Source organism: Rhodococcus sp. KRD162, from assembly GCF_017168335.1.
Lineage (GTDB): Bacteria > Actinomycetota > Actinomycetes > Mycobacteriales > Mycobacteriaceae > Rhodococcoides.
The window spans coordinates 111,157-130,765 of sequence record NZ_JABFAU010000015.1 but is presented as its reverse complement, the minus strand read 5'-3'; the positions used below and the strand labels follow the sequence as shown (position 1 = coordinate 130,765).

Sequence of the window (19,609 nt, the reverse complement as noted above, 5' to 3'; positions counted from 1 at the left end):
TTCACCCCCGAACTCGACCAAGACAGCGAACATCAGGGCGAACCCTGATGCGACACCCACCCCCGCCGTGCCAGGATCGAAGGCGTGCACCCTGTCGACAATCCACCCGTTGACGCCGCCAGCACCACACCACACACAGCCGGCGACGCGTCGGCAACTCCTGTTACTTCGGTCGCTTCGGCAGGCTCCGCTCCTGTTACTTCGGTCGCTTCGGCAGGCTCCGCTCCTGCCCCCTTCCTGCGCCGCGGCGGCGGACGTATCGTCGGCGGCGTCGCAGGCGGACTCGCCGACCACCTCGGCGTCGACGTGTTCAAGGTACGAGTGGCCTTCGCGCTGCTCGCAGCGTCGGCCGGCGCCGGAATCGCCGCCTACGGCCTGATCTGGATGTTCACCCCCGCCGGGGACGACACGGCGCACCCGAGCGCCGCCGAACGCCAACGGGCGTTCGGGTTGGCCGCCATCGGACTCGGTCTGGCCGTGGGGCTTGCCTGGCTGCTCAGCGGCACCGCCGCGTCGGTCATCGTGCCCGTGCTCGTCGTGGTCGTCGGCGCGGCCCTGGTGTGGCGCGAGTTCGATTCCGACGGACCGCGTTCGGCGCTGGGGCTGCCCGAGCGACCGACGGTGCTGAGCTGGGCCAGGGTCGTCGGCGGAGCAACGCTGATCGTCCTCGGGTTGGGAGTGGTGGTCCTTGCCCGCGTCGACCTGGCCGCGCTGCGTTCGTCGCTGCTGGCGGTGGTGGTCACGCTCGTCGGCGTCGGCTTGTTGACGGTACCCATCTGGTTGCGCATGTGGCGGGCGCTCGGTGCCGAGCGCGCTGCGCGCATCCGCAACGACGAGCGCGAAGAAATCGCCTCGCACCTGCATGATTCGGTGTTGCAGACGCTGGCCTTGATCCAGAAGCAGTCCGATCGGCCACAAGAGGTGATGCGGCTCGCCCGCGGGCAGGAGCGCGAACTCCGCAAGTGGCTGTTCGACGGCGGCGACACCGACAACTCCAGCCTGGCCGACGCCCTCAAGACCATCTCCGGTGAGGTCGAAGACCAGCACGGTGTGACCGTCCGGCCCATCACCGTCGGTGACGTGCACCTGCTGCCCGACGACGTCGGATCCGGTTTGTCCCGGGAGAGTTTCACCGCGCTTCTGGGAGCCACACGTGAGGCGCTGGTCAACGCCGCCAAGCACTCCGGTGAGACCAATATCGATCTGTTCGCCGAAACCGAAGCCGAACAGGTCAGCATCTTCGTCCGCGACAGAGGAACCGGATTCGACGAATCCGAGATACCGGAGGATCGGCAGGGACTGACCAAGTCGATCCGGGGACGCATCGAACGCCGCGGCGGCACAGTGCAGGTACGGTCTACCGTCGGCAAGGGAACCGAAGTTCGCATCTTCATGCCCCGCACCGGAAACAACGTCACCACCGAATCGTCCGAGACCAACCAGCAGGAGCAGCCGACGTGACCGACCCCTTTCGTGTTTTCCTGGTCGACGATCACGCGGTGTTCCGTTCCGGCGTGCGAGCCGAACTCGGCCGCGAAGCAGACATCGACGTAGTCGGAGAAGCCGGAGGCGTCGCCGAAGCGGTCTCGGGGATCGACACGACCAAGCCCGATGTGGTGCTGCTCGATGTGCACATGCCCGACGGCGGCGGCGTGGCCGTGCTGAACAGGATTGCCGAGGGGCCGGTGTGTCTCGCGCTGAGTGTGTCCGACGCGGCCGAGGACGTCATCGCCGTCATCCGCGCCGGAGCCAGAGGCTATGTCACCAAGACGATTTCGGGTGCGGAACTGGCCGACGGTGTTCGACGCGTCGCCGGGGGAGATGCCGTGTTCAGCCCTCGCCTGGCCGGGTTCGTACTCGATTCGTTCACTGGCCGCAGTGCTGTCCCGGAGCCACCGCTGGATCCGGAGCTGGATTCGTTGACGCCCCGGGAACTCGAGGTGCTGCGGTTGCTGGCCCGCGGATACACCTATCGCGAGATCGCCGAGGATCTGTTCATCTCCGTCAAGACCGTCGAGACACATGCATCGAATGTGCTTCGAAAGACTCAGCAGTCCAACAGGAACGCGTTGACGCGCTGGGCGCACAAGCGTCGAATCGACTAGGCATCCGGGTCGCGCTTGACCTTCGACCAACCCGAAGCCTCAGGATTTGACCATGACTGATTCGGACGAAGAGTTCGTGACCATCGGTGTGTTCGCCCGCGCGAGTGGGCTGACCCCCAGTGCCCTGCGCTTCTACGACGACTGTGGGTTGCTCGTCCCGACGTCAATCGATGCCAAGTCCGGCTATCGCTACTACACCCGAGCGCAATCGAAGCGCGCCAACATCATTCGACAACTGCGCGAGATCGGCATGCCACTGGACAAGGTGGCCGCTGCTCTCGACGGCGACGCAGCTGCGGCGGTCGAGATCGTGGATCGACACGTCGAGGACCTGGCCGCGCACGCGCGCGCGGCCGCCGAGTCCGCAGTGGTGATCCGACGGTTGTTCGACGAAAAATACTGCACAGCATCGGTATCGGCAGCCGAGTTCGCATCGGCGGTGCGGCAGGTGTCCTCGGCCGCCGGGACGAGCGAGGACTTTCCGGTGCTGCGCGGGGTACTGATCGAGGTCGACGGCACCAGCGTCACTCTCACCGCGACGGATCGGTATCGACTGTCCACCCACAGCCTGGTGGCGCAGAGCTCGGCCGGCGGCTCCTGGTCTCGAATCGCAACAGTCGGCTCGCTCGGGACGGTGACCGCAACCGGCACCCTCGTGCTGAAAGCAACCGACGACGCGATGGTGATCGACTCCGACGGAGTTCGGGCCGAGGTGGATCTCGTCGACGGCGATTTCCCCGACTGGCAGGTGATCATGGACGGGCTGGCTCCGACCGCGACGAGGGTCGTGCTGCATCGAGATCTCGTCCCGCTGGGTGGCACTCTTCGGATCGAGGCAGGCCCGCACGGCCTGACGGTCGATGGCGTTCCCGTCCCCGCACGGGTGACCGGGACGGAGATGACGGTGTTCTTCGATGCAGCCGTTCTGCACGCCGCCGTGGCATCGGCGGTGGGGCCGGACCTGATGTTCGATATCGCTGCACCGGATCAGCCGATGCTGGTGCGCTCCGCGGTCGACGGGGCGCTGACGACACTGGTGATGCCTGTACGCGGTTGATCGGAAGATGATTGCTGTGGGTGGATCGGTGCGGACCTGTACATGAGTGTGGCGACCGTGAAGACCCATGTCTCACGAATCCTCGCGAAACTGGAGTGCAGCAACAGGGTTCAGATCGCAATCATCGTGCACGAGGCACGCTGAGGGCTCGGTTACAGCAGCAGGGCGATCAGCAGAATCAGAACGATGACGACGACGAGGACGAGTGCCGCGAGGATTGCGGTCGACGGAATCGACGTGCGGTCACCGACGGCATCTTCGATCCGCATCAGGACGTCGTCGATCGGATTCTTCTTCTTCTTGGGCAGATCGAACGGTGGTGGCGAGTAGGTCGACGGAACCGGATTCGCCGGGCTCTCACCGGGTTGTACTGCGGGTAGACCAGCGAGGGTGCTGCCGAATTCTCGCGACGGACGGCGAGATTCGGATACCGGTGTCGATCGCCTGGCCCAGGCGGGAACAACTCCGTCCGCCGACGTCAGTGGCACACCGCGCAGCTGAGCTATGGTGCCGCGTTTGCTGATCGCGGCAAGAATGATCTCGTCGCGGGCCTGCGCCATGGTGGGACGCCGAGCAGGATCTGGCTCCAGCATGTGCAGCAGCGGGCCGGTCAGATCTCCGCTGCGGGTGGGAGCGATGATCTGCCCCTTGGCAACTCGGTGCAGCAGTGCGATCGAATCGTGATCGATGTCGAACGGCGGTTTGCCTTCCATGGCGGTGTACAGCGCTGCGCCGAGGGAGAACACGTCGCTGGCTGCGGTTGGATCTTGTCCGCGGGCTACCTCGGGTGCGAAATATGCGGGCGTCCCGGTGATGACGCTGTCGTCGGATTCTTCGACGTCTCCCTTGGCACGGGAGATACCGAAATCGCTGATCTTGACGATGCCCAGATCTTTACCGCGATCGGCGATCAGGATATTGCCCGGCTTGATGTCGCGGTGCACAATTCCTGCCTCGTGCGCCTCGGTCAGCGCGTCGGCGATCTGCGCCCCGATCTGGGCGATCTCGAACGGAGGTAGTGAATCGGTGGTGCCGAGTGCCTGCGCGAGACTGCGCGAGGGCAGGTATTCCATGATCAACCACGGCTCACCGTCGACGAGGGCGACGTCGTGCATCGCGATGGTGTGTGGGCTGGAGAGGCGAGCTGCGATGCGTCCCTCTCGCATCGCCCGGTTGCGGACCTCGACGGCCTGCTGTTGGCTCAGCTCGATAGTGGACGTGACCTGCTTGACCGCCACCTCGCGGTGCAGAAGTGTGTCGGTGGCGAGCCATACTGCACCCATTCCGCCGCCGCCGAGCTTGCCGGCAAGGCGGTACCTGCCGGCCAGGAGATAGTCGGGCCCGACACCCCGTCGAACACGCTGCTGATCGGTCACGTCCACAGGTTAGTGGACGATGACCGGGTGTGCCCGTGGCCGCTGAGCGGAAGCCTTCACCAGGGGCTTCGTCACTGCCTTGACGAGGTGCCGTCCGAGCAGCTTTACTGGATGCAGATCGAAACTGTGTTCGAATACGCCACTTCCCGCGTTCGACGAACACCGATGTTTCGGCTCGATTTTCTCGCATCGCGAAGGGGAGTGACATGACTGTATCGGGAGCTTCTGTCACGCCGGATGCGCTCGACGGGTTGTCGCTCCCGGAGCGCGTGGCGTTGCTGCGTAGTCGGATGGCCGCTGTGCCCTCCCGCGGTGAAACAGCGTCGGTTCGCATCGACAATTCCGACGCCGCCCCCGCGCGCTCCGAACTCGACGATTCCGAGCCGTCGACAGCGTCGGAGAGTGCGGTCCGTCAGCGGCCGGTTCTTCCGGTGCCGTCCGCGCTGATCGAGGTGCTGCCGCACGGCGGACTGGTACGGGGAACGGTGGCCTCGGTGTCCGGTGCCGGCTCGCTTCTCATCGGTTTGGTGGCCGCGGTGACCGGTGCGGGTGGTCATGTTGCCGTTGTCGGGCAGCCTCGGTTCGGGATTCTGGCCGCGGTGGAGATGGGCGCGCAGTTGAGCAAGCTGGCCCTGATTCCCGATCCGGGCCCCGACCCGGTGGAAGTGGCGGCAATCCTGCTCGACGGTGTCGACCTCGTCGTCCTCGGTCTCGGTGGTCTGTCGGTATCGCCCACGCGGGCCAGGGCAGTGGTGGCCAGGGCGCGCAGCAAGGGTTCGACGCTGCTGGTGACCGATGGCCACTGGGACGGGGCAGAACTGCGACTGGACGCATCGGTGCACGGATACGACGGACTCGGGACGGGCCGGGAGCTGGGGCGCGGCAGGCTCCGCGGCGTCCGATTGTCGGTGTGCGCCCGCGGTAAGGCGATGCGGCCCCGCACCGTTCGACTCGACCTGCGTTCGGAGAACGGCCGCATCGAGTGGCATGCCGAGGAGCGCGAACAGAATCCACTGTCGATCGCGGTCTCGACATGAGTATCGACCGCTCCAGTCGTGTCCTGGCGCTGTGGTGTCCCGATTGGCCTGCCGTCGCAGCAGCTGCCCAGGCCGATCTCCCCGCGACGCATCCGGTGGTCGTCACCTCGGCGAATCGAGTGGTTGCCTGCTCGGCGACGGCACGAGCATCGGGCATCAAACGTGGCCTACGGCGTAGAGAAGCGCAGGCACGGTGCCCGGACGTGCACGTTGCTCTGGCCGATACCGATCGCGATGCGCGACTGTTCGAGCCCGTGGTCTCTGCTGTCGCCGCCATCGCGCCGGGAGTCGAAGTACTACGGCCCGGTTTGTTGGTTGTCGCGGCCCGCGGTGTCGGCCGGTATTTCGGCACCGAGCATCGGGCCGCGGAACGGTTGATGGACCAAGCGTCGGCTGTCGGTGTGGAATGTCAGATCGGTATCGCAGACGAGTTGTCCACTGCGGTCGTCGCCGCGCGGTACGCACAGGTGGTGCCGCGTGGTGGCGGTGCAGGCTTTCTCGCGCCGTTGCCGGTGGCAGAACTCTCGGCCGAGCCGAGTATGTCCGCTGCCGACCGCGGTGAGCTGGTGGACCTGTTGCGGCGCTTGGGTTTACGGACCGTCGGCGACTTCGCTGCACTGTCTCCGGGGGATGTGGCGTCGCGATTCGGTACCGACGCGGTGCTGGCGCATCGTAGTGCCCGAGGCGAGCCCGAACGTCCGCCGTCGGCCCGGGCTCTACCACCGGACCTCGATGTGGAGTATCTGTGCGATCCACCGATCGATCGGGTCGACGCCGCTGCATTCGCCGGGCGCGGGTTGGCCGATCAGTTGCACACCAAGCTCGCCGCCGCTGCCGTTGCATGCACTCGTCTGCTGGTGCATGCCAGTACCGGCAACGGCGAGAATCTGTCGCGGATCTGGCGCTGCGCCGAGCCGTTGACACCGGAGGGCACAGCCGATCGTGTGCGATGGCAACTCGACGGCTGGATCACCGGGCGCAGCGAGAACAAGCCGACGTCCGCTATCACCGTTCTGCGGCTCGAGCCCATAGAAGTGGTGGCAGCGGGAGAGCTGCAGCTGGGGCTGTGGGGCAGTGTGGGCGACGACGACGAGAGAGCGCGTCGGGCGTTGGTGCGCGTTCAAGGTCTACTCGGCGGTGACTCGGTGCTGGGTGGTGTTCTCAGCGGTGGCCGGGGGCCGGCCGAGCGGATCACGCTGCGTCCACTCGGAGACGAGTTGGTGCCGATGTCCGATCCGTCCCACCCCTGGCCGGGACGGCTACCCGAGCCTGCTCCGGCAGCAGTGATAGAGACCCGACCTACGGTGACGCTGATGAACCGGACGGGAACGGGAGTCGGCGTCACCGACCGCGGTGTGTTCGATGCGTCACCGGCCCGGCTGCGCTGGGGAACCAAGGAATGGGAACTGACCGGACTGGCCGGGCCATGGCCGGTGGACGAGCGGTGGTGGGACAGCGGTCACACGTCGACGGGGCCGACGGCGCGGGCACAGGTGGTGCTCGACGACGAGAGAGCGTTGCTGCTGGTGTTCGACGAAGGTCGATGGCGGGTGGAGGGGATCTACGAATAGCGACACCGCTACCGTCGATGCAATGCAGATGATGTCGGAGACGGTCGACCTCGATGGAGTCGATATCGCCTATCACTCGTTCGCCCCGGTGGAACACCGGAGTGCGACGCAGGTGCCGGTGATGCTGGTGCACGGCATGGGCGGGGACAGCAGTACCTGGGATCGGTTCGTCCGAGCACTGACCGACCACGGTCGTCACGTCATCACCGTCGATCTGCGCGGGCACGGCAAGAGCGCTCACACACCCACGTACGAGTTCGATTCCTTCGGAGACGACCTGCTCGGCCTCGTCGACCACCTCGCGCTCACCGAGGTCGATCTCGTCGGGCATTCCCTGGGCGGATATGCAGTCTCACTGCTCGCGCAGCGCCGCCCGACGCTCGTTCGCCGTCTGGTGCTCGAAGAACTTCCGATACCGATTCGGCCCGGGGACGCTCCGCCGACCCTGACCGGCAGAATGCCGTCGATCACCGAACTCTGGCACGCAGCGACCAGCGTCGTTCTTCATCCCCGCGCAGTACTCGCGTTCGACCGATCGATGACGGCAACTGCTCTGGATCAGTTTCGTCGGCCGAATCCGCAGTGGTGGAAATCGTTGGCCGACATCACTGCTCCGACGTTGATCCTCCGCGGTGGTCCCGGCGGAATGGTCGATCCGGATCGGCTCGACGCGATGGTCGCCGAGATTCCGACCTGCCGCGTCGAGGCGTTCCGCACCGGGCACAGCATCCATCGCGACGGATACTCGGCGTTCGAGGCCGCAGTTCTTTCGTTTCTGACGCACTAGGATTTTCAGGCATGTCACTGAGTGCGCTCGATCGTAGAATGCTCGGATGGTCGGCGCTGTTCGTGGTATCCCAGGCCAACATCGCCCGACTGCTCGGCCCCTCGGCCCCGAAAGTGCTTGCCGTGCAAACGGCGTGGTCAGCCCAGCGTTATCGGCAGATACTCGCGAGCATGGACGACACCGAGCTCGCTCGCTTCCGCAGCCACTATCTGCCCGACTTCGTCCATCCCCCTATCTATGCCGTTGCACTCAGGGCAGGCGCACGTAGCCTGGCGGCGAAGACTCCGCTCAGCCCTACGGCGACGACGGCGTTGGCCGTTGCGCCCGTCGTCTCCGCGGCAGGGGACTACATCGAGAACATCGTCGGACTGATACTGGTGGACAACCGGGAACAGATCACCGACACCGTCGTCCGCGCTACCACGGTCGTCAGCACCACGAAATGGGTGCTGGCCATCGGCACTGTGACGTACCTGAGTCAGGGATTCCTGCGGGTCTGGGGTAAGGCTCTGCTGCACTGAATCTCACGGCAGCACTACTGTTGCGCTCGAACCAACTCTTCCCCGAGCGTCGTGCGTACGTACAGCACCGACCGTCCCTGTCTGATACGGCGCACCAGTGCTCCCTCTCGCAGCACACGAAGATGCTGACTGGCCGCACTGGGTGAGACTCCCAGTGCGGTCGCAAGTGTGCCGGTGGTGGTCGGCACGTCCAGCGCGGTGAGGATCGTTGCGCGCTGGGGCCCGAGAAGATTCGTCAGCGCTCGGCTGGGGGTCTCGGGTGCGCTGTTCCACACAGCGCCTCGTCCGCGGGCCGGATACACCAGGGACGGGGCGCGCGTCGGGCTCGTCTGGGTGACAGCGCCGTGCACGAAGACCGACGGAATCAGCGGAAGTCCACGTCCCTCGACATCGACCCACACCTGATTTTCGAGCCGATCGACCCACAGCACGCCGTCGTCCCATCGAACTCGAGAGTCGAGTTGCTCGAACATCTTTCGTGCCCCGAAGTGTGAGAGCTGCTGCGCTCGGTAGTCGACATCGCCATCGAGAACCGCTCGAATCCGGGCCCAGTCGGGTTCGAGGCACGCCGTCCAATACCGAGACAGCGCGTGGACGACACGCGTGCGCACGGTGCGGGACGGGCCGATGAGGACCGCCGGAACGTCTGTGGAGAAGGCTGCGGCGATATCGCGTCGCATCTCCGTTGCCGGTGTCGCTCCGACAACCGCGATTTCGTCGGCGAAAGTAGGTGATGTGCTGGGCGGTCTGGGAGCGATGAAGTCCGGGATTCGCCCGTCGGGGGAGACCAATGCGGTCAGCATTTCGGTGTCACAGTGCTTCCATGCCGGCAGGACGCGTCGACGCCACGGTTCGTGCAGACGATGCCGGGCCGGCGAGGTCCACGCCCGCAGGCTCAGGACCGTCTCGAACAGCGGCGAGACGGTCAACGACGTGTCCGCCAGGTCGGCGGCCCTGAGGTGCAATGCGAGCATGTAGTCCCACACTAAATGGTGGTGTCGGGTAATTGTGCCCGGTGTACTTGTTCGTATGCCCATCGACTTCGCAGATCCAGCCAACGGCGACACCTATTCCGGCCGCGAGGCCGACTCCTCCTGGGTTGCCGCGATCACCGCCATCGTCGATCCGGCCGGCGCGCACGTCGTCGATCTCGGGTGTGGTGGAGGTACCTATGCCCGCGCATGGCGATCTCTGGGAGCGCATGTCACGGCCATCGATTCGAGTGCACCGATCTTGGAGTCCGCCCGCGCGTCGTCGCCCGCGGACATCGTTTTCGAGCGTGCACCCGCCGAGCACACGGGTCTACCCGACGGTCGTGCTGACATCGTGTTCGCTCGCGCACTCGTTCATCATCTGCCCGACGCCTCGGCGCTCGCGACCGAGGCGTTCCGGTTGCTGCGGCCGGGCGGCGTTGCGATCGTTCAGGATCGGACGAGCGAGGACGCGACCCGGGCAGGATCGCCTACGAACCCGCGTGGTTATCTCTTCGAGGCGTTTCCCCGGTTGACGGACGTCGAGGGTAGACGACGACACGACCTCGCGGCCGTATCGACCGCCTTGACTCTGGCGGGTTTCGGCGAGGTTGCAACGCAACCACTCTGGGAGACTCGTCGACGCTACGCCGATCGCGAGCAGTACCTGACCGAGATCGCCGGCAGGATCGGGCGTTCGATCCTGCACGAACTCTCCGGCATCGAACTTGCGGAGTTGGTCGAGTACCTACGCGATCGCCTGGCTCCCGGTGAGTTGATCGAACGTGATCGCTGGACTCTGTGGACGGCCGTCGCCTCATGACGCGCGCGTCACCAACTGGTGCCGGGAACCAATCTGCCGATACGGCGCACAACCTTGCCGATACGGGCACTCGGTGTCTTCGGGTCGTACGGCCGAACTCGGTAGGGCACTTTCCCAGTTTCGACGGATTCCGGCACTTCGCCTTTGGCAGCAGCGGATTCGGGGAACTTTCGGTAGTGCTGGTGCATCGTGCGGTCTTTGCCCTTGGGGGCGAAGATGGCACCGAACTGCCCGAGTGTCCCCAGCGGCGTGTCGATTCGTTTGGGTTTGTCGCTCAGCGCGCGGATCACCATCGCGGCGGCCCTCTCGGGTGAGAGCACCGGGCCGACGTTCTTGTCTCCCGTCGGGGTGATCATCGGAGTGTCCACCAGGGGCATGTGGATGGTGGTGTACGTGATTCCATCCGAGAGTGTTTCGGCCGCAGCAACATCGGTGAATCCGTCGAGTGCGGCTTTGCTGGCCACATAGGCGGAGAATCGAGGTGGATGTCCGAGAACCGCAGCGCTGGAGATGTTCACCACGTGCCCGAACTGACGTTCGTGCATGTGTGGCAGCAGCGCAAGCATCAATCTGATTGCCCCGAAGTAGTTGACGGCCATGGTGCGTTCGTAGTCGTGCAGCCGATCGGTCGACCGATAGATTGACCGGCGGATCGAGCGGCCGGCGCTGTTCACCAGCATGTCGACGTGACCGTGTTCGCTCAGAATGGTTTTCACGGTGTGGTCCACCGACTCGCTGTCGGTCACATCGCACGGATAGCCGTATGCCGTGCCGCCCGCTTCGCGGATGTGCTCGACCACCTCGTCGAGTTGATCCTGACCGCGTGCGAGAAGGATCACCACCGCGCCCTTGCGTGCGGCCGCTTCGGCACTGGCGCGGCCGATGCCCGACGAGCCACCGGTGACGATGATGTGGCGGCCGAACAGCGGTCCGCGCGGATCGTTTCGACGATTTCGCTTGGGATCGAAGTTCTCCCGCCAGTACGTCCATACCCGATCGGCATACGTACGCAAAGGAGGTGGGGTGATCGAGCTGCCCTGCAACGCCTGCTGAGTCAGCGCCGAGTCGAACACTGTCGGCAGGGTCAGGTGCTCGAGCATGACCGGGGGTACACCGACGTCGCGAAGGGCCGCGTCGCGCTGCTTGCGGACAGCCCTGGATTTGGGGGCAACGACAGGAGCGACAAGCGCGCCGGGGACGTCGACGATCTTCGCCCGGGAGCCGGCAGCCGAAGAGAATGCCGAATACACCTCGGCCATCGACTGCGGAGTCGGGTTCACCAAATGGAACACACTGTGGGGAGCAGTGTCTCGATGAACGAGTTCGACGATGGCCTCGGCCACGTAGTCCACCGGAACGAGGTTGGTGGCTCCCATCTTCGGCACCGTGATCGGCAGGATCGACGGTAGCTTGGCCAGTTCCGCGAAGAACGGGAAGAAGTAGTACGGGCCGTCGATCTTGTCGATCGCCCCGGTCTCGGAGTGACCGATGATCGCTGCGGGCCGGTAGACACGCCAGTCCACCGTGCTGTCCCGGACCAGCTTCTCGGATTCGAACTTGGTGCGGTGATACGCCGTCGGGAATCCCTGTCCGAGGTCGAAATCGTTCTCGGAGAACGATCCTCGATAGTCGCCTGCAACGGCGATCGAGGAGATGTGATGCAGACGGGCACCGGTCTTGTCGGCAAGGTCGATCACCGAGGCGGTTCCGGCGACATTGGTCGGTGTTTGCTCGTCGCCCGCCGTCAGGTCGTAGACGGCTCCGAGATGGAGTATGTGGTCGATGTCGGACGGGAGTTCGGAGAGCCCGAGCTCGGGTTCGGTGAGGTCGCCGATCAGGGGACGAATACGATCGCCGCCGTCGAGTTCTTTCGCCAACCGCTCGAGGCGGGCAACGGACTGTGAACGCACCAATACGTGGATCACGGCATTCGCATCGCGCTCGAGCAGTTGAGACAAGACGTTCTTTCCGAGAAACCCGGTACCGCCGGTCACGATAAAGTTCGCCATGCGAGCCGACCTTACTCCAAGGTAAGTTCCGGTGCTAGTGTCCGATACCGGCTTTCTCGTGCACCTTCTTCATCCATGCCGGTGCCCACCAATTTGCCTCACCCATGAGCTTGACCAACGACGGAACCAGCAGCATGCGGATGATGGTGGCGTCGATGACCAGGGCCAGAATCACGCCGACGCCGAGGAATTTCATGATCGACAGACCCGAGATGGTGAACGCTCCCGTCACGACGATCAAGATCAATGCCGCCGCAGTCACGATACGGCCGGTTCGTTGTGCGCCGAATATCACCGCGTCCTCGGTGGTGGCACCTGCAGCTCGAGCCTCCACCATGCGCGACATCAGGAACACCTCGTAATCGGTCGACAAGCCGAAGATGACGGCGAGAATGAGAACGACGAACGTCGATTCCAGCGGTCCCGGCGTCACTCCGAGCAGGCCGGTGCCGTGACCGTCCTGGAACACCCAGGTCAGTGCCCCAAAGGTCGCGCCCAAGCTCAGACCGGCCATGAGTACCGCTTTGATCGGTAGCACCAGCGAACCGAACGCGAGGAACAGCAACACCAGCGTCGAGACGACCATGATCGCGATCATCACCGGTAACCATTTCGCGATTGCTGCGTTGCCGTCGTCGATGTTGGCACGCGCACCGCCGACGAGAATCTCGGTGCCGTTCGGCGGGGTGATCGAGCGCAGTGCAGCCACCGCCTCGGATTGAGATTCGGCCTCGCTCAGCCCACCGGTGGGTTCACTGTAGGACGCCTGCAGCGTCACGAAATCGTCTTTGGAGCCGAGGAACTCGGCGCGGGCGATACCAGGGGTGGACTCCACGGCGGAGGTCAGTTCCGCGATGGGTGCACCCTGGGGTTTGACGCCGTCCAGGCCGCGCAGAACCACAGTGGCACCCTCGCCGGTCGACTCGAAGTCGGTGCCGAGGGTCTCGAATGCCATGCGTGCCGCATTGTCTTTCGGAAGCGCGGTGTAGTCGACCTCGCCCAGCGAGATCCCGCGTATCGGGGCAGCGAGGATCAACAGCCCGGCGACGATGGCGGTAGCGACGATTCCCGGGTGCTTCATCACTCGCGTGACGACGCCACCCCAGAACTTGTGTGCACGGGCATCGCTGCGATCGGACGCCGAGCGTGACCAGGTCCAGGAGTTGATGCGCGTACCGAGAATCGCGAGCAGTGCGGGAACTGCGGTCAAGGACAGGACGGCCGCGCTCGCCACTGCCGCCATGGCTCCGAACCCGAGTGATCGGATCACCGCCTGTGGGAATACCAGCATGCCCGCGAACGCGCAGATCAACAGCAAACCCGAGAAGACGACGGTTTTGCCTGCAGTGGACACGGTCCGGACGGTTGCGTCGATCGTCGTCGACCCACTGCGTAGTTCCTCGCGGAATCGACTGACGATGAACAGTCCGTAGTCGATCGCCAAGCCGAGCCCCAGCAACGAGGCGACGTTGACCGAAAACGAGCTGACGTCGGTGAACTCGGTCAGTACACGCAGGATGGCCAGGGAGCTGAGTACGCTCAGGATGCCGACGAACACCGGGACCGCCGCGGCGATCACCCCGCCGAAGATGAAGACCAGCAGTAGCAGAGTAATGGGGACGGCGATGATCTCGGAACGGATCAGGTCGCTTTCGAGGGTTTGGCTGAGCGAGACTCCCACCACGGACGCGCCGGCGAACTGCGATTCCACACCGGGTACGACGAGTTGGGGAGGGAGTTCTCCGAACGTGTTGAACGTGACGCCCGAGTTCGCTCCGAGGGAGATCGTCGCCAGGGCTTTGGTGCGGTCTTTCGAGACCAGAAATTCTTTGGTGACCGGGTCTGCTGTCCAGTAGGAGCTGATGTTGCCGAGGGTGTACCGACTGCTGAATGTGTCGAGGGTCGCCTGCACCTGTGGTCCGATGTCGTCGATCGACTCGCCCTCGGGTGCTGTGTAGATCGCGACGATGTCCGGGGTCGGCTGGCCGATGCCCTGTACCAACCGTGCCACCTCGGACGATTCACTGCCTGCGTCGGTGTAGCCGCCCTCGCTCAGTTTCGAGAAGACACTCAGTCCCACTGCGCCGCCGACAGCGACAACGGCGACGACGATCGCCAGCACCCATCGTTTGTGCAATGCGACGAACGAGGCCCAACGGGTCACGACGGTGCTCCGGCTCTGTGGAAGTGGTAAGTGGCGTCTCGACTGTAGTTGATCGATGTCGGACCCCCGTGCTCTCATTAGAACAAATGTTCGATCATGCGACGATGCGGTGTGGGGAGGGCTCGATGGGATGGAACGACGGACCACCTACCTGGTCGGAGATGGAGCGTGTCCTGTCCGGACGTCCCAAGCCGGTGGTCGAAGGCGACGGGGGCGACAGCCCGGCCTGGTCACGAAAACGGGATCTCTACGAGCGCAGCATCGACAGGCCCGCGCAGTCGGTGACGCCGTACGCAGAACTGCATGCGCACTCGGCGTTCAGTTTTCTCGATGGTGCCTCACAACCCGAGGAGATGGTCGAGGAAGCGGTACGCCTCGGCCTCGAATCCATTGCCATCACCGATCACGACGGATTCTACGGAGTGGTGCGTTTCGCCGAGGCGGCCAGAGCCCTCGGCATCGGAACCGTATTCGGTGCCGAACTCTCACTCGACACCGATCGAACGAGGGCCGGGTCGACCGACCCCGATGGAACTCATCTACTGGTGCTCGCTCGCGGCCAGGAAGGGTATCGGCGGCTGTCGCGTCGAATCGCTGCCGCACACCTGGCCGGTGGGGTCAAAGGCAAGCCACAGTACGACATCGACGATCTCACCGAAGCAGCGGGCGGGCACTGGCAGATTCTCACGGGCTGCCGGAAGGGCCATGTTCGGCGAGCACTCTCGCGCGGAGGTTCGGAGGCAGCCGAGGCCGCGCTGCGCACTCTCGTCGACCGATTCGGCCCCGATCGCGTCACCGTCGAACTCACCCGGCACGGCATCGCGGACGACGACGAGTGCAACGACGCGCTGGCGACCCTGGCTCGCAAGTTCGGCCTTCCGGTGATCGCCACCACGGCCGCGCACTACGCGACCCCGCGTAGTAGGAGATTGGCCATGGCAATGGCTGCGGTGCGGGCGCGAAGCAGCCTGGACGAGGCCGCCGGTTGGTTGGCGCCGACGGGCGGCGCGCATCTTCGGTCCGGGGCGGAGATGGCCGAACTGTTCGAGCACTACCCGGGAGCGGTGCGCGGTGCCGTCGAACTGGGTCGGCAATGCTCGTTCGATCTGACGTTGATCGCACCGCGACTGCCGCCCTTCGAGGTGCCCGACGGACATACCGAGATCAGTTATCTACGGCGGCTCACGTTCGAGGGCGCAGCCCGTCGGTACGGCCCGCAACCGGCGAATCCGGCGGCATACTCCCAACTCGAATACGAACTCGACATCATCGAACGGCTCGAGTTCCCCGGTTACTTCCTGGTCGTCCACGACATTGTCGATTTCTGCAAGACACACGACATCCTCTGCCAAGGAAGAGGTTCCGCGGCGAACTCCGCTGTCTGCTACGCCATCGGCATCACCAATGTCGACCCGGTGGCCAACAAGCTGCTGTTCGAGCGGTTCCTCGCACCCGAACGTGACGGGCCTCCCGATATCGACATAGACATCGAGTCGGATCGACGAGAAGAGGCGATTCAGCACGTCTATGCCAAGTACGGCCGCACTCATGCTGCTCAGGTGGCCAATGTCATCACCTATCGCGGCAAGTCCTCGGTGCGAGACATGGCCCGCGCGCTCGGCTTCTCGCAGGGGCAACAGGACGCGTGGAGCAAACAGGTCACCCGATGGTCCGGGATCGGTGAGCACGAGGGCGAGGGTATTCCCGAGTCCGTTCTCGAGCTCGCGCGTCAGATCGAGGGCTTCCCACGTCATCTCGGTATCCACTCCGGCGGCATGGTGATCTGCGATCGGCCGATCGCAGACGTCTGCCCGGTCGAATGGGCAACGATGGAGAACCGAAGTGTGCTTCAGTGGGACAAAGATGATTGTGCCGCAGTGGGTTTGGTCAAGTTCGACATGCTCGGGCTCGGTATGCTCTCGGCGCTGCACTACATGATGGACCTGATCGCCGAACACAAAGGCATCGACATCGACCTCGCCTCGATCGACCTGTCCGAGCCGCAGGTGTACGAGATGCTCCAACGGGCCGATTCGGTGGGGGTGTTCCAGGTCGAGTCGCGGGCGCAGATGGCCACGCTGCCGCGACTGAAACCACGCAACTTCTACGATCTGGTCGTCGAGGTCGCCTTGATTCGTCCAGGTCCGATCCAGGGTGGTTCGGTACACCCGTACATCAAGCGCCGTAACGGACTCGAACCGGTGACCTTCGATCATCCGTCGCTCAAGAAGGCGCTGGATCGAACGCTCGGAGTGCCGCTGTTCCAGGAACAGCTGATGCAGATGGCCATCGATGTCGCCGGTTTCAGCGCCGCCGACGCCGATCAATTGCGCCGCGCCATGGGATCGAAACGATCGCCGGAGAAGATGGAATTGCTGCGGGGCCGATTCTACGACGGGATGCGCGATCTTCACGGCATCACCGGTGCAGCAGCAGACCGCATCTACGAAAAGCTTTCGGCGTTTGCCAATTTCGGCTTCCCCGAGAGCCATTCGCAGAGTTTCGCCTCGCTGGTCTTCTATTCGTCGTGGTTCAAGTTGCATCATCCGGCTGCTTTCTGTGCGGGCTTGTTACGCGCACAGCCGATGGGGTTCTACTCACCGCAGTCCCTGGTCGCCGATGCCAGGCGACACGGTGTGCTCGTTCACGGTGCCGACGTGAACGCCAGTCTCGGTCACGCGAATCTCGAGGGAAACGGCCTCGAGATTCGCATGGGGCTGGCCGATGTGAAGTTCATCGGCACGGCGCTGGCTCAGAAGATCGTCGATGCGCGGGAAGCACACGGGCCCTACCTCTCGTTTCTGGATCTGACGGGCCGTGTCGAATTGTCGGTGGCGCAGGCGGAAGCGCTGGCCACGGCCGGTGCACTCGGATGCTTCGGTATCACTCGCCGAGAGGCACTGTGGGCCGCGGGCGCGGCGGCGGGAGAGCGGCCAGGTTTGCTCCCCGGCGTCGGCGCATCGACGAAAGCGCCTGCACTGCCGGGGATGACAGACCTCGATCTGGCCTCGGCCGACGTCTGGGCAACCGGGGTATCGCCGAATTCCTATCCCACTCAGTTCTTTCGAGATCGCCTCGATTCACTCGGGGTGGTTCCCGCGAATCGGCTGCTTCGGATCCCCGATGGAGACCGAGTCCTCGTCGGCGGGACGGTGACACATCGCCAGCGGCCGGCCACCGCGGGAGGTGTCACCTTCATCAACCTCGAGGACGAAACCGGGATGGTCAACGTCGTGTGCTCGGTCGGATTGTGGGCCAAGTACCGCAAGCTGGCGATCACCGCTCCAGCGTTGCTGATCCGGGGCAAGGTGCAGAACGCGGAAGGGGCGGTCACCGTGGTAGCAGACCATCTGCAGCTGATGGATCTGCGAGTCGCATCCAAGTCGAGGGACTTTCGTTGACGGAGTAGCACTGCTCGAGTGCACAATCGACGGTGTGAAACTGCTGCTGATTGCCGACACTCACGTCCCGAAGCGTGCACGTGACCTCCCCGACGAGGTCTGGACGGCCGTCTATGATGCCGACGTGGTCATTCATGCCGGTGACTGGGTAGATCTCGGGACGTTCGAGGCCCTGTCGCAGCGTTCTCGCTCTCTGGTCGCATGTTGGGGGAACAACGACGGTGACGAGTTGCGTGCACTGATGCCCGAGCGCGCAGATGTGGTGCTCGGCGAGGTTCGGTTCACCGTGGTGCACGAGACCGGTGCCGCAGCCGGCCGTGAACGACGCATGGCGGCCGCGTACCCGGAGACGGACGTACTCGTGTTCGGGCACAGTCACATACCGTGGGATACGTTCGCAGACAACGGGCTTCGGCTGATCAACCCGGGATCTCCGACGGACCGGCGTCGACAACCGTTCTGCACGTACATGACGGCTGTGGCCGAGGACGGCGAACTGAAAGAGGTCGAGCTGCACCGCCTCGCACCTCGATAGTTCACACCGGCGCGCTCACATGCCGCCGCCACCCTGATGACGGTTCCGGTGGAAGTCGGTCTCGATGATTCCCGGTTCCACGGCGTTGCCGCGAATACTCTGCGCTGCAACCTCTTGGGCAGCAACCTCTTTGGATAGTCCCACGGGCAGTGTGTCCACGGCGGCCTTGGCCGCCGCGTAGTGCACGTACATGCCGGGGCTGCCCAAGGTCGCTGCGGCACCAGCCGCCGCGACACCGCGGCACCGATCCCACGGCTTCCGCCGGTGACGAGGGTCAGTGGAGCGCCATCGTTCGACAATAGTCATCACGGACAGGGCACAATCGAGGCAGCATCGACCGAGCTCGATGGTGAGGAGGTTCGTCGTGATCGATCGTCCTGAGTTGGCAGCATTTCTTCGGCAGCGGCGTGAGTCGCTGCAGCCCGAGGACATCGGCCTTCCGAGAGGGCAGCGGAGGCGAACTCAGGGTCTTCGTCGTGAAGAAGTCGCCGAACTGTGCCACATGTCGACCGACTACTATGCACGGCTCGAACGGGGAACGGGCCCTGCTCCGTCGGCGCAGATGATCGCGTCGATCGCGCAGGGCCTGCATCTGTCGCTGGACGAGCGCGACTACGTTTTCAGGCTTGCCGGTCACACTCCTCCCATGCGTGGGGCGTCGAGCGAACACGTCAGCCCCGGCCTGTTGCGCATCATGGATCGCCTGCACGACACTCCTGCCGAAGTCCTGTCCGAACTCGGAGAAACGCTGCGTCAGACACCACTGGGGGTGGCACTGACCGGCGACGCGTCGTTGCGCACCGGCCCGAACCGGAGTCTGGGCTATCGCTGGTTCACCGACCCGGCTGCCCAGCAGTCGTATCCGGCGCAGGAGCGTGCCCTGCTGTCTCGGGCGTATGCGTCGGGGCTGCGTGAGATCGTCGCTCGTCGCGGACCCGACTCCACAGCAGCGCACCTGTCCGCCGAGCTGCTCGAGGTCAGCGAGGAATTCCGAATCCTCTGGGCCAAACGCGAAGTGGGTGTCCAGCCACCTGAGTCCAAGCGATTTCTGCACCCGACGGCGGGCATGTTGCAGCTGAACTGCCAAACCCTTCTCGACCCGGAGCAAGCGCATCGCCTGCTGGTGTACACAGCAGTCCCTGGCAGCGACAGTCACGCCAAGCTGGAACTGCTCGCGGTGGTGGGAACCCAGGTCCTGTCCTGACTCGGTGCAGGGTGTCGGTCTTATCAGTGGATCGGGAAGTCCTGGATA

General features: G+C 64.5%; 16 protein-coding genes and 1 pseudogene. 12 read left to right on the top strand and 5 right to left on the bottom strand.

Translation table 11 applies throughout. The features are described from left to right. Positions 1-84: 84 nt before the first annotated feature. The 4 genes and pseudogenes from J1M87_RS21390 to J1M87_RS21375 all read left to right on the top strand — a co-directional run. Positions 85-1,461 carry a PspC domain-containing protein gene (locus tag J1M87_RS21390; protein WP_206491792.1) on the top strand — a complete coding sequence of 459 codons (1,377 nt, stop codon included), beginning with the start codon at positions 85-87 and terminating at the stop codon, positions 1,459-1,461. Beyond that, positions 1,458-2,105, top strand: coding sequence for a response regulator transcription factor (locus J1M87_RS21385; RefSeq protein WP_206491790.1), 648 nt, complete (start codon positions 1,458-1,460; stop codon positions 2,103-2,105). The genes J1M87_RS21390 and J1M87_RS21385 overlap by 4 nt, the downstream gene beginning before the upstream one ends. Positions 2,106-2,157: 52 nt before the next feature. Next, positions 2,158-3,162, top strand: coding sequence for a MerR family transcriptional regulator (locus tag J1M87_RS21380; RefSeq protein ID WP_206491788.1), 1,005 nt, complete (start codon positions 2,158-2,160; stop codon positions 3,160-3,162). Positions 3,163-3,186: 24 nt separating this feature from the next. Continuing rightward, a pseudogene (locus J1M87_RS21375) lies at positions 3,187-3,306 on the top strand (LuxR C-terminal-related transcriptional regulator); the annotation flags it as partial. Between the two features lie 8 nt (positions 3,307-3,314). On the opposite strand, the gene J1M87_RS21370 reads toward J1M87_RS21375, so the two are convergent. Continuing rightward, a complete protein-coding gene (locus tag J1M87_RS21370; protein WP_206491784.1) occupies positions 3,315-4,544 on the bottom strand; it encodes a serine/threonine-protein kinase in 1,230 nt (409 codons plus the stop codon). Between the two features lie 200 nt (positions 4,545-4,744). Between J1M87_RS21370 and J1M87_RS21365 the strand changes: the two genes are divergently transcribed. Genes J1M87_RS21365 through J1M87_RS21350 form a run of 4 tightly spaced genes read left to right on the top strand, consistent with a single transcriptional unit; the run spans position 4,745 to position 8,454 of the window. After that, positions 4,745-5,575: a hypothetical protein gene (locus J1M87_RS21365; protein WP_206491782.1), complete on the top strand. Its 831-nt coding sequence runs from the start codon at positions 4,745-4,747 to the stop codon at positions 5,573-5,575. Next, positions 5,572-7,146 carry a DNA polymerase Y family protein gene (locus tag J1M87_RS21360; RefSeq protein ID WP_206491780.1) on the top strand — a complete coding sequence of 525 codons (1,575 nt, stop codon included), beginning with the start codon at positions 5,572-5,574 and terminating at the stop codon, positions 7,144-7,146. The genes J1M87_RS21365 and J1M87_RS21360 overlap by 4 nt, the downstream gene beginning before the upstream one ends. A 22-nt stretch (positions 7,147-7,168) precedes the next feature. Beyond that, positions 7,169-7,933: an alpha/beta fold hydrolase gene (locus tag J1M87_RS21355; protein WP_374222411.1), complete on the top strand. Its 765-nt coding sequence runs from the start codon at positions 7,169-7,171 to the stop codon at positions 7,931-7,933. Positions 7,934-7,944: 11 nt separating this feature from the next. Continuing rightward, complete coding sequence (locus J1M87_RS21350; protein WP_206491779.1) at positions 7,945-8,454, top strand: hypothetical protein; 510 nt, start codon at positions 7,945-7,947, stop codon at positions 8,452-8,454. A gap of 14 nt (positions 8,455-8,468) precedes the next feature. On the opposite strand, the gene J1M87_RS21345 is transcribed toward J1M87_RS21350, so the two are convergent. Continuing rightward, on the bottom strand, positions 8,469-9,428 hold the full coding sequence (locus J1M87_RS21345; protein ID WP_206491777.1) for a helix-turn-helix transcriptional regulator: 960 nt from the start codon (positions 9,426-9,428) through the stop codon (positions 8,469-8,471). Between the two features lie 55 nt (positions 9,429-9,483). Here J1M87_RS21345 and J1M87_RS21340 point away from each other — a divergent pair, with 55 nt between their 5' ends. Continuing rightward, positions 9,484-10,248, top strand: coding sequence for a class I SAM-dependent methyltransferase (locus tag J1M87_RS21340; protein ID WP_206491775.1), 765 nt, complete (start codon positions 9,484-9,486; stop codon positions 10,246-10,248). Positions 10,249-10,256: 8 nt separating this feature from the next. Here the strand turns inward: J1M87_RS21340 and J1M87_RS21335 are convergent, their stop codons facing one another. Next, positions 10,257-12,257, bottom strand: coding sequence for an SDR family oxidoreductase (locus J1M87_RS21335; RefSeq protein WP_206491773.1), 2,001 nt, complete (start codon positions 12,255-12,257; stop codon positions 10,257-10,259). 34 nt (positions 12,258-12,291) lie between these two features. Beyond that, positions 12,292-14,421 (bottom strand): MMPL family transporter, encoded by a 2,130-nt coding sequence (locus J1M87_RS21330; RefSeq protein ID WP_206491772.1) that lies wholly within the window; start codon positions 14,419-14,421, stop codon positions 12,292-12,294. A gap of 125 nt (positions 14,422-14,546) precedes the next feature. Between J1M87_RS21330 and J1M87_RS21325 the strand changes: the two genes are divergently transcribed. Together J1M87_RS21325 and J1M87_RS21320 are read left to right on the top strand one after the other, a co-directional pair. Next, entirely contained in the window at positions 14,547-17,822 is a 3,276-nt protein-coding gene (locus J1M87_RS21325) for an error-prone DNA polymerase (protein ID WP_206491771.1), read from the top strand. 34 nt (positions 17,823-17,856) lie between these two features. Further along, positions 17,857-18,357, top strand: a complete 501-nt coding sequence (locus J1M87_RS21320) for a metallophosphoesterase (RefSeq protein WP_206491769.1) — start codon at positions 17,857-17,859, stop codon at positions 18,355-18,357. 15 nt (positions 18,358-18,372) lie between these two features. On the opposite strand, the gene J1M87_RS21315 is transcribed toward J1M87_RS21320, so the two are convergent. Then, positions 18,373-18,663 (bottom strand): SDR family NAD(P)-dependent oxidoreductase, encoded by a 291-nt coding sequence (locus J1M87_RS21315; RefSeq protein ID WP_241257305.1) that lies wholly within the window; start codon positions 18,661-18,663, stop codon positions 18,373-18,375. A gap of 58 nt (positions 18,664-18,721) precedes the next feature. Between J1M87_RS21315 and J1M87_RS21310 the strand changes: the two genes are divergently transcribed. Then, positions 18,722-19,561, top strand: a complete 840-nt coding sequence (locus J1M87_RS21310; protein ID WP_206491767.1) for a helix-turn-helix domain-containing protein — start codon at positions 18,722-18,724, stop codon at positions 19,559-19,561. The last annotated feature ends 48 nt before the right edge of the window (positions 19,562-19,609 follow it).

Bases quoted from the DNA above. Each gene is read 5' to 3' on its own strand.
- J1M87_RS21325 (WP_206491771.1), top strand. From the start codon at position 14,547: ATGGGATGGAACGACGGACCACCTACCTGGTCGGAGATGGAGCGTGTC.
- J1M87_RS21380 (WP_206491788.1), top strand. From the start codon at position 2,158: ATGACTGATTCGGACGAAGAGTTCGTGACCATCGGTGTGTTCGCCCGC.
- J1M87_RS21355 (WP_374222411.1), top strand. From the start codon at position 7,169: ATGCAGATGATGTCGGAGACGGTCGACCTCGATGGAGTCGATATCGCC.
- J1M87_RS21365 (WP_206491782.1), top strand. From the start codon at position 4,745: ATGACTGTATCGGGAGCTTCTGTCACGCCGGATGCGCTCGACGGGTTG.
- J1M87_RS21335 (WP_206491773.1), bottom strand. From the start codon at position 12,257: ATGGCGAACTTTATCGTGACCGGCGGTACCGGGTTTCTCGGAAAGAAC.
- J1M87_RS21340 (WP_206491775.1), top strand. From the start codon at position 9,484: ATGCCCATCGACTTCGCAGATCCAGCCAACGGCGACACCTATTCCGGC.
- J1M87_RS21345 (WP_206491777.1), bottom strand. From the start codon at position 9,428: ATGCTCGCATTGCACCTCAGGGCCGCCGACCTGGCGGACACGTCGTTG.
- J1M87_RS21360 (WP_206491780.1), top strand. From the start codon at position 5,572: ATGAGTATCGACCGCTCCAGTCGTGTCCTGGCGCTGTGGTGTCCCGAT.
- J1M87_RS21315 (WP_241257305.1), bottom strand. From the start codon at position 18,663: ATGACTATTGTCGAACGATGGCGCTCCACTGACCCTCGTCACCGGCGG.
- J1M87_RS21350 (WP_206491779.1), top strand. From the start codon at position 7,945: ATGTCACTGAGTGCGCTCGATCGTAGAATGCTCGGATGGTCGGCGCTG.